Origin of the sequence: Enterococcus sp. CR-Ec1 (genome assembly GCF_002850555.1) — a bacterium.
Classification (GTDB): Bacteria; Bacillota; Bacilli; order Lactobacillales; family Enterococcaceae; genus Enterococcus_D; species Enterococcus_D entomosocium.
Window position 1 is genome coordinate 473,805 of record NZ_CP025223.1, and the last position, 13,430, is coordinate 487,234.

The 13,430-nt window shown below is 43.3% G+C and carries 9 protein-coding genes; 8 read left to right on the plus strand and 1 reads right to left on the minus strand.

Annotation, left to right across the window (positions count from 1 at the left end):
* Positions 1-157: 157 nt before the first annotated feature.
* The 6 genes from CXM95_RS02310 (at position 158) to CXM95_RS02340 (ending at position 9,959) form a co-directional block, all read left to right on the plus strand.
* The gene (locus CXM95_RS02310) at positions 158-2,596 is read left to right on the plus strand and encodes an FtsK/SpoIIIE family DNA translocase (RefSeq protein ID WP_086299045.1); all 2,439 of its coding nucleotides are present in this window, start codon (positions 158-160) and stop codon (positions 2,594-2,596) included.
* Between the two features lie 43 nt (positions 2,597-2,639).
* On the plus strand, positions 2,640-3,341 hold the full coding sequence (locus CXM95_RS02315) for a GntR family transcriptional regulator (RefSeq protein ID WP_005232219.1): 702 nt from the start codon (positions 2,640-2,642) through the stop codon (positions 3,339-3,341).
* Positions 3,342-3,402: 61 nt separating this feature from the next.
* Positions 3,403-4,203, plus strand: coding sequence for a pyrroline-5-carboxylate reductase (gene proC, locus CXM95_RS02320; protein WP_008376116.1), 801 nt, complete (start codon positions 3,403-3,405; stop codon positions 4,201-4,203).
* 46 nt (positions 4,204-4,249) lie between these two features.
* Entirely contained in the window at positions 4,250-4,924 is a 675-nt protein-coding gene (locus CXM95_RS02325) for an HAD family hydrolase (RefSeq protein ID WP_005232216.1), read from the plus strand.
* A gap of 288 nt (positions 4,925-5,212) precedes the next feature.
* Positions 5,213-7,918 (plus strand): YhgE/Pip domain-containing protein, encoded by a 2,706-nt coding sequence (locus tag CXM95_RS02335; RefSeq protein ID WP_101698803.1) that lies wholly within the window; start codon positions 5,213-5,215, stop codon positions 7,916-7,918.
* A gap of 217 nt (positions 7,919-8,135) precedes the next feature.
* The gene (locus tag CXM95_RS02340; protein WP_034872061.1) at positions 8,136-9,959 is read left to right on the plus strand and encodes an APC family permease; all 1,824 of its coding nucleotides are present in this window, start codon (positions 8,136-8,138) and stop codon (positions 9,957-9,959) included.
* 71 nt (positions 9,960-10,030) lie between these two features.
* Here CXM95_RS02340 and CXM95_RS02345 read toward each other — a convergent pair whose 3' ends face one another.
* Positions 10,031-10,921 (minus strand): ArsR/SmtB family transcription factor, encoded by an 891-nt coding sequence (locus CXM95_RS02345; RefSeq protein ID WP_008376111.1) that lies wholly within the window; start codon positions 10,919-10,921, stop codon positions 10,031-10,033.
* A gap of 317 nt (positions 10,922-11,238) precedes the next feature.
* On the opposite strand from CXM95_RS02345, the gene CXM95_RS02350 reads away from it, so the two are divergent.
* The gene (locus tag CXM95_RS02350) at positions 11,239-12,489 is read left to right on the plus strand and encodes an extracellular solute-binding protein (RefSeq protein WP_008376109.1); all 1,251 of its coding nucleotides are present in this window, start codon (positions 11,239-11,241) and stop codon (positions 12,487-12,489) included.
* A 46-nt stretch (positions 12,490-12,535) separates the two neighbouring features.
* The gene (locus CXM95_RS02355; RefSeq protein ID WP_176257025.1) at positions 12,536-13,426 is read left to right on the plus strand and encodes a carbohydrate ABC transporter permease; all 891 of its coding nucleotides are present in this window, start codon (positions 12,536-12,538) and stop codon (positions 13,424-13,426) included.
* The last annotated feature ends 4 nt before the right edge of the window (positions 13,427-13,430 follow it).

A 13,430-nucleotide genomic window follows, 5' to 3' on the forward strand; every position in this document is an offset into this window, starting at 1 on the left:
TCAACAAGAGGCACTGGCTGCTTAGCAGCTGGTGTTTTTTTCATCATTTAAGAAATTTTCGCTTAAATTCCAACAGCTAACCAAAATTTCTCACAGGAAAACTTTTGTTCGCCTTCTTTTTTCGTTATAATAGGGAAAGATGAAAAGAGGGATAGAAATGGCGCAAAAAAAACGCGCAAAGAAACGCAAAACAAAAAAACAACAAAAACAGCAAGAGAAATTAATGCTGGTCGGCGTCGGCCTGCTCTTTGTCTTGTTTTCGATATTTGGCTTTTTCCATTTAGGTTTTTTAGGAACCTTGATTGCCAACGGGTTTCGGATCGTTGGCGGAAACACGTACCAATTTTTGAGTGTTGCCCTAGCTGCTTATGGTGTCTGGTTAGCGATCAAAACGACCGATGCTCGGTTTAAGAGTATTCGGCGAGTGATTGGCTGTGTATTGGTGTATTTTGGCTTACTGATCATCCTCCATGCGCAAATCTTTAGTAATGTGGTGGGAGAACAAGCCAATGTCTTCCAAACGACGTGGATGACGCTGTTAGGCGATATCCGGCGCAGCCAAGTGACCCAAAATGTCGGGGGCGGAATGATTGGCGCCATGCTTTATGGGGCGACCTATTTTCTTGTTTCCCAGATCGGCAGCTACATCATCGCTGTTTTACTCATGCTGATCGGGGCGTTCTTGTTCAGCCAAATGAGCAGCCACGAGTTAGTGGAGCACCTGCAAGTAGCTGGTGACAAGCTGCAGCGGTTGTTAGAAGGCTCTCCAGAAAAGCAAGCCGAACGAGAAGCCCGCAAAGCGGAACGAGCAGCAGAGAAACAAGCGGCGAAAGAAGCCAAAAAAGAAGCCGAGCGAGCAGCAGTCATGGCGGAGATCAAAGAAAAGAATCAAGTCCGACCAATGACAGAAGACGAAAAATCAGCAAAAGAACAGCAGATGCAAGCGCCAGCTGATTTTGAACCAGAGCAGCTGAGCTTTGTACCCATCGACCACTTCCAAGAATTGCCGCAAGCGGCGGCACCAGAGGCCGCTCAAGCACCGCATCCAGCAGGAAACAAACCGGGACCAAGCAAAAAGGTCAACGAAGACGGGGAGATCCTCGATGACGATGGTGAAGTATTGGAATTTGAGATTTCGGAAGAAGCTGAAAATCGTGATTATGAATTGCCTTCAGCGCAATTACTCGATTCGATCCCTTCAACGGATCAAAGCAGCGAGTACAAAAAGATCGAACAAAATATTGGTGTGTTAGAAACCACCTTCCAAAGCTTCGGTGTTGACGCAAAAGTCGTCAAAGCTAGCTTAGGACCAGCAGTAACCAAATTCGAAGTTCAACCAGCAGTAGGGGTCAAAGTCAGCAAAATCGTCGGGTTGACCGATGATATCGCCTTAGCCTTGGCCGCCAAAGACGTCCGGATGGAAGCGCCGATCCCAGGGAAATCATTGATTGGGATCGAAGTTCCAAACAGCGCAGTCAGCATGGTTTCATTCCGAGAAGTGATCGAAGCCCAACCAGATCATCCAGATAAACTATTAGAAGTACCTTTAGGACGCGATATTTCTGGCCGTGTCCAAACGGCAGACTTAACGAAAATGCCCCATCTCTTGATTGCCGGATCGACCGGGAGTGGGAAGTCCGTAGCCATCAACGGCATCATCACCAGTATTTTGATGCGGGCAAAACCCCATGAAGTCAAACTGATGATGATCGACCCGAAAATGGTTGAATTAAATGTTTACAATGGGATTCCCCATCTCTTGACACCCGTTGTGACCAATCCTCGCAAAGCGGCGCAAGCGTTGCAAAAAGTGGTCAAGGAAATGGAAGAACGCTACGAAAAATTTGCGGCAACTGGGGTCCGAAATATTACTGGCTACAACGATTTAGTAATCAATAAGAATTTAGAAGATGGCGAAAATCGTCCGATCTTGCCATTCATTGTGGTGATCGTTGATGAGTTAGCTGACTTGATGATGGTTGCTAGCAACGAAGTCGAAGATGCCATCATTCGTTTGGCACAAATGGCGCGGGCAGCTGGTATCCATATGATCTTAGCAACGCAACGACCAAGTGTGGATGTCATTACAGGGATCATCAAAGCCAATGTTCCATCACGGATGGCGTTTGCTGTTTCCAGCGGTGTCGATTCTCGGACCATCATTGATGGGAACGGGGCCGAAAAACTGCTGGGCCGCGGCGACATGCTGTATCTGCCGATGGGTGAGAACAAACCGATTCGGGTCCAAGGGGCCTTTATTTCCGACCAAGAAGTCGAACGAGTGGTTGAATTCGTGACAGATCAGCAAGAAGCCAATTATGAAGAAAAAATGATGGTCACTGAGGAAGAAACGAGTGCCGGCAGCAGCGGACAACCGCAAGATGAGCTGTTCGAAGACGCCAAAGCCCTTGTGGTGGAAATGCAGACCGCCAGCGTTTCTCTCTTGCAGCGACGTTTTCGCATCGGCTATAACCGAGCGGCTCGGTTAGTGGATGAATTAGAAGATCAAGGCGTCGTTGGCCCTTCTGAAGGCAGCAAGCCACGGAAAGTCTTGATCGAGCCGCAACCAGAAGACATTCCTACCTTTGATGAATAAGGAGAACACCAGACCAATCCAATGAGAGAAAGGCGAGATAGCAATGAAACGCAAACACATTCTTTACCGTGATGTTGCCGATAAGCTCAAAGAAGACATCATGTCGGGTCGCTACCCGATTGGTTCATTTTTACCGACGGAAACAGAATTGGAAGCTACCTTCAATGTCAGCAAGATCACTGTCCGCAAAGCCATCGAATTGTTAGCGGCAGATGAGTATGTGGAAAAACGCAGCGGACGTGGGACGACGGTTTTAAGCAATCGCCCCTACAACAAGCTGTCAAAAGGCACGACGTTTAGCCAATTGCTTGAAAAGACCGGCAAGGAATACACAAAGAAAAACCTCAGCTATGAATTAGTCGAACTTGCGCCTGAACACCCTGCGTATTCTTTGATGGGCAAAGAAGTCATGCGTTTACGTCGCATGTACTATTTTGACCACCAACCTTTTATTTACTATGAGTACCATTTGCCAAAGCAACTAAAGGGAACCTCCATCGAGGTCTTTGAAGAAAAATCATTGTATCGCCTATTGGATGAACATCGAATGATCATCGATCGCTTTCAAGATGCGTTTGTGGCAACGACGTTGACTGAAGAGCAACAGAAGTTTATGATCACGCCGGAGGTCGCTGCCTTGAAACGAACCCGTTATTCGTATGATCTACAAGGAGAAGTGGTAGAATATACAGAAGGGATCTATAACACTGCCTTGCATCCGTATATGATCGAATTTGAAGCCTAGTCATTGATTAGGCTTTTTTAGCAAAAAGTGGTACCAAAATCAGAAGTGGAGCGTGAAATACATGAGAAAAATCGCCTTTTTAGGAGCAGGTAACATGGCAAAAGCTATCATTAATGGCTTGATTGCAGCAAAGCTGTATGAACCAGCAGAGATCTTGGTTTATAACCATCGCTACGAGCCGACTTTGGCACAATTAGAAAAAGAAACCGGGATCACTGGGACAACTAAGCTGGCGGATGTCACAGAAAAAGCAGAGATCTTCGTCTTAGCAGTCAAACCTTTTGTCTTTCCCCGCTTGCTTGCTGATTTAAAAGCAGGATTGACTGAGGAACATTTGCTAGTATCCATTGCCGCGGGTGTGACGATCGCGCAAATGGAAGAAATCATCGGTGCGCACAAAATCGTGCGGGTCATGCCAAATACCCCCGCACTTGTCGGCGAAGGGATGTCTTCTATCAGCCCCAACGGTCAAGTAACGGAAGCCGAAGCCAACGAAGTCAAACAACTTTTTGAAAGCCTTGGGAAAGCCGAGCAAGTACCAGAAAGCATGATCGATGCAGTCATTGGTGTCAGTGGTTCTTCGCCAGCCTACACGTATTTATTCATTGAAGCTTTGGCAGATGGAGCAGTGGCAGAAGGTATGCCGCGGCCGATGGCGTATGAATTTGCTGCTCAAGCGGTATTAGGCGCAGCGAAGATGGTACTAGAGACGAAGGAACACCCAGGTGTCTTAAAGGATCGTGTCAGCTCGCCTGGGGGCACAACGATCCAAGCAGTCAAAACCTTAGAGGAAAATGGCTTTCGTGCGGCTGTCATCAAAGCAGTGCAAGCAGCTGCTGACAAAAGTCGGGAAATGTCTTGATACCCAGTGAGTGAGGGGAAAATCTTAGCAAAACGAAGGAGCGTTTATGAAAGAACTTTTGATTTTTGATTTTGATGGATTGTTAGTCGATACTGAGAAAGTCTATTTTGATGGGTGGTTGGCTCTATTTAAAAAGTATCAGCTTCCGATTACAGCCGCTGATATTTTTGGTTGGCGTGGTCAAAGTTGGCAACAGACGGCTAGTAAATTAGCCGACCTCGTAGGCGGTCAGCAGCGGGTGCAGGAATTACGAGCAGAACGGGAAGTCTATATTGCCCAGCAAATAACTGATGGCACCTTCAAAACTAAACCCTATGCGAAAGAAACCATCGCATTGGCTAGGGAGAAAGGCTTCCAAACGGCACTAGCCACCTCGACGATGAAAAAAAGAGCCTCTGAATTGTTGGCGCATTTCGATTTGTTGCAGGCCTTTGACTATCAGACCTTTGGCGATGATGTCTCCGCCCATAAACCTGATCCCGCACCTTACTTGCTGACTTTAGAAAAAGCACAAGTCGCAGCAGAAAAAGCATTAGTCATGGAAGATTCTCTTGTGGGAGCAACAGCTGCGACGCGTGCGGAGATCGATGTCGTGTTGATTCCCGATCAAAGTTTTGATCAAGTCTACTCCCCAGAAGAGAAGGCCGGACTTCAGTTATATGGCGAAGCCACCTCACTGAAATATGTGTATGATTTATTGGCAAAGGATCAACTGAAATAACACCTAAAAAAGCTTCCTTTTCGTTGCAGAAAAAGGAAGCTTTTTTTGTGAAGAAAAGACCGGTAAAAAAAACAGTTCAAAGGATATGAGTGGTTTGTTTTTCGCCATCATGGTAAAGTTAAAGAAAGTTTAACAATAAGCGAAAAAAAACAAAAAGTAAAGGGGTTTCATTTTGACAAAAACGTCCATTTGTCAAAAGGACTTTTCTTGGTCGATCGTAGCCGTTGGCGGCGGGGGGAAAACATGGTAAATTATCCTTCGACGAAGAACTAGTGGGGGAAGAAAAAAATGAATAAACTAAAGAATGTTTTCTATTTATATAAACTGGACTGGAAACGAATTTTCAGCAATCCAATCTCTGCATTTTTGATCATTGCCTTAATGATCTTACCCTCGCTTTATGCGTGGTTCAATATCAAAGCACTTTGGGATCCATATGGCAACACCAGTGAATTGCCAATCGCCGTGTATAGTGCGGATAAAGGGGCAGAATTTCAAGGCAAGCATATCGATATCGGTGATGAAGTCATCGACACCCTCCATGATAACAAACAGTTAGGCTGGCGTTTCGTGGATTCAAAAGAGGACTTGGTAGAAGGAGTCAAATCAGGAAAGTATTACGCCGGTATTTATCTGCCAGCTGATTTTTCAGATGATCTGATCAGCTTTACCAGCGGGACAATTGAAAAACCGACCATTGAGTATTACAGCAACCAAAAAATCAACGCCATCGCACCAAAAATCACCGAGAAAGGAGCCAGTAGTCTTCAAGAAGAGATCTCACAGAACTTTATTGAAACCGCCAGCTCTACGTTAATAAAAGTCTTCAATGAAATCGGCTATGACATTGATTCCAACTTAGTCAGCATCAACAAAGTCAAATCCATGATCTTAGATACCGATGACAATTTGGCTACGATCGACGGTTATACGAAAGAGATCGTCACCTTGCATGATAAGTTTCCAGAAATCAAAGAAAAGATCGCAAAAGCCGAAGAATTTACCGATTATATTCCGCAAGTGGATGCCATGGGGGAAAAACTGATTGGCCTAAATGATAAGCTGCCGACATTGAAGAAAGAAGCCAGCATCATTTTGACCTTGCAAGAGAAGATCCCAGAGATCCAAAATGCCGGCAAACAATTGAAGATGATCGATGATGATTTTGATGACATTGCCAGCACCATGACGGACGGCATCGATACCGCCAAACAAGGACTGCAAGTCATCGAACAAGTTCAAGCCGCGTTACCACAGATCGAACAACTAGGCGACCAAGCCGCCAGCTTCGCCACAGCGACCAAAGATGGGGCGCAACAGTTGCAAGATGCCCTGCCAAGTATTTCTAGCAGTGTGAAGGTGACGATTGAGTCGATCAGTCAAGTGGCAACAACTACTGCTGGGCTGACAAGTACGATTCGTCAAGCACTAGCTGACAATGAACTAACGGATGAAGAGCGTCAAGCAATCAGTGCAACGATCACTGACTTTCAAAAGAACATCCAGCAACAACAAGCAGCCTTGGATTCCTTGATTGCCTTTTTAACCAATATTCAGAATTCCGGTAGTAACGCCGATTTAGAAGGTATCATTACGCAACTAAGCAATGCTAAAACATCGCTAGGAGTTTTATCTGACCGCTTATTGCAATTGAATAACCTTGTTCAAAATGGGTCTGTTGATGAAATTACAGCGTACCTCGATCAAGTTACCGCAGCTGCTCAAAACATCGCTGATCTCATGAACAGCATCAATGTTGATTCAATCACTGTAACCATCAACGACATCCTAACCAAACTAATCGAAACCATCACCACAGCCGAAGATGTCTTGAAAAAAGCCCAAGAAATCGATTTTGACTCGTTGCTGTCTTCCACCAAATCAGTGGTCAGCAATGCCGTGACGATTTTGGAAAAATACCAAAAAGAATTGCCTGCCATCAAGCAAGAATTGCACGATGCCAATACGATGCTGAATGGTCATATGGATGAAATCGTCAATGCCATCAACAAAGGAGCCGACCTGTACAACAACGAATTGCCAGTTGTCGAAGAAAAATTAGGGCTGGCCGTAGACTTCTTGCAAAACGATTGGCCAACCATCAAATCAGAAATCAGTTCTACGATGGCGATGGTGGATGAAAAACTGCCAGAAGTTGAAAAAGCCTTGGATGCGGCTGTCGATTTAATCAATAACGATTGGCCAAGTATCAAAGCAGGCATCCACAAAGCCGCTGATGCGATCCGAGCAGGAGAAAATGAAGTCGATCTCGGGGAAGTCATCAAATTATTGAAACTTGATGCCACGGATGAAGCCGACTTCTTCAAACAACCAGTGGAATTAAAAAGCAATGAAATCTACCCAATCGCCAACAATGGTTCAGCTAGCACACCATTTTATACCGCATTGTGTTTGTGGGTAGGGGCATTATTATTGTCAAGTGTCGCTACAACGGAGTATCATTTAGAGAAGAAAGACAAAAAACGCTTTACACAACGTGAAACCTTTGTGGCACGGATGCTGACGTTCTTGACGATGGCAGTCGCCCAAAGTTTGATCGTGACCCTAGGAAATATGTTTTTATTAGGCGTCGATGTCCACAACCCTGTGTACAGTGTCTTCTTCGCATTACTCGTCGGACTCGCCTTTATGATGATCGTCTACGTACTGGCGGGACTGTTCGGAAACCTCGGGAAAGGGATCGCCATCATTATTTTGGTTCTCTCCATTTCAGGTGGGGGAGGAAATTACCCAATCCAAGTCTCTGGGAAGTTCTTCCAATTCATTAATCCGCTACTGCCGTTTACTCATGCGGTCAATCTGTTAAGAGAATCAGCCGGTGGGATCTATTGGCCAAATGCTATCCCGCAGTTGATCATTTTAACGATTTTGTTCCTAGTCTTTGGGATCGTCGGTACGTACGCGTATCCTTATCTAGTCAACTCTACGAAGAAACTAAGTGAAATTTCCAAAGAAAGTCATTTCTTCCACTAAAATCTTAAAGCAGAAAGAGCATTTGTTCTTTCTGCTTTTGTGCCATCACGTGAAATTTCTAATAATCAAAAGAGGGAAAAAGGGTCGTTTTTTCATCTGATTTTCATTGACTTTTCGCGGTTACAAGAGTAGCATACAGTCTTGATAATTCAATATTTGTGAGGATATCGTTACAAGTTTAACGAAGGATTTTTTCATGAAAAGGAGTGTAGAAAAAGTGGAGTATTTGAAACGTTTGTTGGTCGGACGTCCATTGAAATCCGCAGAGAATGATGAACAAAAACTGAGCCGGACGGCGGCCCTTGCGTTGCTATCTTCTGATGCTTTGTCTTCGATTGCTTATGGGACAGAGCAGATCGTTGTCGTATTAGTGGCACTTTCCGCTGCTGCTATCTGGTATTCATTGCCGATCGCTGCTTTTGTTATTATTCTTTTGATTTCATTGACCTTGTCTTACCGCCAGATCATTCATGCTTACCCTCACGGCGGTGGGGCATATGTAGTAAGTAGTGAAAATTTAGGGAAAAATGCGGGCCTGATTGCCGGCGGCTCTCTATTGATCGATTATATGCTGACAGTGGCAGTATCCGTCTCAGCAGGGGCAGAAGCCATCACTTCAGCTGTGCCGGCGTTGTTCGGTCATCAAGTGGCCATTTCTGTCGTGATCGTAATCTTGATCATGATGATGAATCTGCGAGGGTTGCGAGAATCAGCTAGCTTCTTGATGATTCCTGTCTACACCTTTATCGCAGTGATCACAGTCTTGATCGTGGTCGGTTTGTACAATATCGTAACGGGTGCGCAACCGTTAAATGCAACCGCACTACCGGGAGCGGTCGTACCTGGGGTATCCGTGGCCTTGATTTTACGGGCTTTCTCATCAGGTTCCTCTTCTTTGACAGGGGTCGAAGCGATCAGTAACGCGGTGCCGTTTTTCAAAAAACCACGGGCGAAAAATGCAGCTGCGACCTTGACAATCATGGCGTCGATTTTAGGATTCTTCTTTGTCGGCATCACTTTTATCAACTATTGGTATGGTATCGTACCAGAAACAGAAGTGACCGTCCTATCTCAAATCGGTTCTGCCGTTTTTGGTCATGGGTTTATGTACTACGTTTTGCAATTTGCTACAGCACTGATTTTAGCAGTTGCCGCAAATACCGGATTTTCAGCTTTCCCCGTGTTGGCGTATAACCTAGCGAAAGACAAATATATGCCGCATATGTATCAAGACCGTGGGGACCGTCTTGGCTATTCGAACGGAATCATCACCTTGGCTGCTGGTTCCATCGTATTATTGTTTATCTTCCAAGGATCGACCGAGCGTTTGATTCCTTTGTATTCCATTGGGGTATTTATTCCTTTTGCCTTGTCCCAAAGCGGAATGGTGATCAAATGGAGAAAAGAAGGCAAAGGCTGGTTCTTTAAATCGATCGCCAACATCGTTGGGGCTTTGATTTCCTTTGCGATCATTGCCATCTTGTTCGTGTATCGCTTAGGCGATATTTGGCCATTCTTTATTATCATGCCGATCCTCTTGTATATCTTTTACAAGATCCATGATCATTATAAGAAAGTCGCAGAACAGCTGCGGTTGGAAAAACAAGAAGCACTACATGTTTATGAAGGAAATACTGTGATCGTTTTAGTCGGAAATGTTACCCGAGTAAATATCGGCGCATTGAACTATGCCCAATCGATTGGTGATTATGTCGTAGCGATGCACGTATCGTTGGATGAAGATGTGAAGAAAGAAAAAGAAATCGAACAAGAATTTAAGCAAAAATTCCCAGACGTGCGTTTCTCCGTCGTTCATTCTTCTTATCGTTCGATTGAAAATCCCATCTTACGTTATGTGGATCTAGTCAGCCGCAATGCAGCCAAACACAATTACACAACGACCGTCATCATTCCACAGTTTGTCCCAAGACGTCGCTGGCAAAATATTTTGCACAACCAAACAAGCCTGCGCTTGCGTTTCAGACTCTCTTGGCGTGAAAACATCATTGTAAGTACGTACAGTTACCATTTGAAAAAATAACAAAAACGCTAGTTTAGCGACCTGATTCCCAAAAGAAATGTTTAGGTCAGCCGCTAAGACTAGCGTTTTTTTTAGCTATAAAACATTTTTAGTTTGATATCTTGATCGTAATTCCCAAACCCCTTGCCAAAGAGGGTACAACCGCCGACATGCTCGGCATCTTCTTTGACTTCCACTTTTAAATGCCACGTATCTTCGTAGGCAGGTATATCCTTGATCGTAATGTCGGAAAGAGGAACACCTTCCATGTAGGTTCCATGATCCATGATGCGGATCGTCTTCAATAACCCGTACTGATTAAGATTGTCTGGATACCAATCCGGTGTATACTTTCCACGAATGTCTGCAAAATCCCCTGGGCTAGTCCATGTACCAAGCTCCACACCATTTAAGCTGAAGGTGATGTCTGAAGGCCAGTTGTTATTGGAAAAAGGAAATTCAGACGAAACCTCCATTGAAATCTCCATCATTTCGAGTTTTTCTTCTTTTGCTAAGAAGTTTGGCGATTGGTATTCGACAAATCCTTTCGTAAACCACAAGATGCGGGCATCCATTCGTCGGGGATCCATGAAAAACTTCGGTTCATCTACCATTCCCACAAAATCAGCTGAAGTAGCAAGCCCGCACGTTGGTTCTACCGAATAATTTGTATAATGACCGATCGGTATCGCCGTTTCTTTCGTATCAAAGGCATTAAAGATTTTCTCAGGAAAGTTGATATCGATATGATCCACTCTCAAACTGGAAATCTTTTTTTGCCCTACACGCTCTGTTTTGATGATTTTGGCTTCTTCTAATTTTTTGATATGCATCGTAATGATAGCGCTGCTTAAGCCTAACTCTTGTGCCAACTCTTTGACATTCATCTTGTTTTTAGCCAGCAATTGAATGATTTTGATTCGCACGTTACTGGCAAGTGCCTCATAGACAGGCAATGCTTCTTGATTGATTTCTAATTGCATCGTGTCACCTCCGCTTAAACTGTTTGATTTACTTGAATGTTAACATATTTGCTAATTTGTGTAAATAGCGTTGTTTATTTCGCTAGTTATTAATATATTTATTAATTAACATAGATATTATCCTTGATAAATTAATCAAAATATTGTTGACAGCGATTACAAATCAAGTTATGATTTATTTGTAAATTGAAAGTGTTTGCAAACGCTAGAAATGAATAATGCAATTATAAATGCTGGGATAGCAAATAAGAGAAGGAGGATAGGCGTGTGTTCGGCTTCAAAGACCAAAATTCAATTTCTATGAAAGAGGGAAAAACATGAAGAAGAAACTTATTATTATTGGTGCTTTAGTTGCAGTCGTTGCAGTTGCCCTTATTGGTTTTAATCGTTATCAGGCAGCGGAAAAAGAAAAATACACGATTAATTTTTGGTCACCCCTTACCGGTGATGATGGCGCTTATATGGATCAGATCGTAAATGAATTCAATGAACAATCAGGTTCCGATTATACAATCAATCATGTGATCACGTCTGATATGTATACTAAATTAAGTACGGTTGTTAGTTCTAAAAGTGGGATTCCAGATTTGACTTTGATGCATTCTTATAAAGTAGAGGAATTTGTCAATTCCGATATTATTGATCCGGTTGATCGTCTTGTTTCTTATCAACCTGAGTTAGAAGAAAGCAATTATTTAGATACAGCGTGGAATGCAGGAAAAATCGGCGATACTCAATATACGATCCCATTAGATATCCATGCCAGTGCCATGTATTACAATCAAGATCTTTTAGAAAAATACAATGTCACTTCTTGGCTAGACGATAACATCGTGACGTTTGATGAAATGATGTCATTAGCAGGGCAGATGGAAGAAGGCGATTATGTCGTAAATAATGCGTTACTTTCTTGGGTTATCTTAGCGCAAATCCGTAACTTAGGTGGCGCAATTTCTGACGATGCTGGGAACCCGACGGTGAATACGCCAGAAATGAAAGAAGCGTTAGAAAAAATTAAAGCGTTAACAGATGCAGGTTTGATGACACCTTATGGAGAAGATGGGTATTTGATGTTCCAAGGCGGAAACGTACTCTTATCAACAGATGGTACTTGGACTTCCACCGCTCATGATGCGGTTGAGGGCTTGAATTGGGGCGTAACAAATATTTATTCGACTTCAGATGACATCGCAACTAACCGAGCAGCTTCTCATATGTTTGGCATGTTGAAGAGTGAAAGCAGAACAGAAGAAAAAGAAGAAGTAATCGCACAATTTTTAGAATTCGTTCGTACAAACTCGATCGAATGGGCAAAAGCCGGTCAAATCGTTGCAAGTAAAGATATTTTAGAAAGTGATGATTACCAACAATACCCACAATCATTCTTTACTTCTACACCAGAGGAAGAAGAAACACTTTACATCTTTGACTACGTTTATTTCTCTTATGTCTTAGAAGCATTAGATGTTTATAGTACAGATATCGCTTACGGTGAATTAGATATGGATGAAGGATTAGCAACGATGCAACAATATGTCGAAGATAAGATTGCAGAAGTAGCTAGATAAGTGAAGGGGGGATAATTCTATCCCCTTTTCCAATTTTTAGAAGGGAATGAAAGGAATGAAAAAAAAGAGCATTAACTGGGCATCGATCGCATTCATTGGACCACACATGGTACTCTTTATTATTTTTGTATGTATTCCAACGATCTATGGTATTTATGCTTCATTTACGCAATGGAATTTGATCTCTGATCCAGTCTGGGTCGGTTTTAACAACTATAAAACATTATTATTTGATAGTTCCTCGACATTCTATACCCAATTTTGGAATGGTTTGAAAAATACCTTTATTTTCGTTTTGATCATGGTGCCGTTACAAATCATCATTCCACTGATGATTGCAGCTGCATTGCAACATAAAAAAGTGAAGCTGAAAGGACTTTTTCAAGCAATTCTATATATTCCAGGTCTTATCTCTGTTTCAGCAGGTTCTTTGATCTGGTCATTGATTTTCCACTCTCGATTAGGTGCCATCAATAATATTTTTGGGTTCGATTTCTCTTGGGCTTCGCGACAACCCTATGCATGGATCTTGATTTTTGTTGTCAGCATTTGGGGAGCGATCGGTGGTAACATGATCATTTATCGCTCAGCTTTAGCGGGTGTCAATGAAGACCTTTATGAAGCGGCAGAGATCGACGGAGCTGGAGCATTCCAAAAATTCTTGAATGTGACCTTGCCATCTATTCGCTTTCCACTGTTATATACGATCGTGATGACAACTGCTGGAGCATTTAATGTCTTTGCACAGCCTTTGATGATGACAGGTGGAGGTCCAAACCAAAGCACGACTGTATTGATGATGTATATCCGCTCACTGGCTTTTAGTCAAGGAGAATCAATTGCCGGAATGGCTTCGGCAATGGCAGTCATCTTAGGATTGATCATTATGTGTGTGTCCGTATTTCAATATTTTCTTTTAGATAGAAGCAATACTTAAGGGG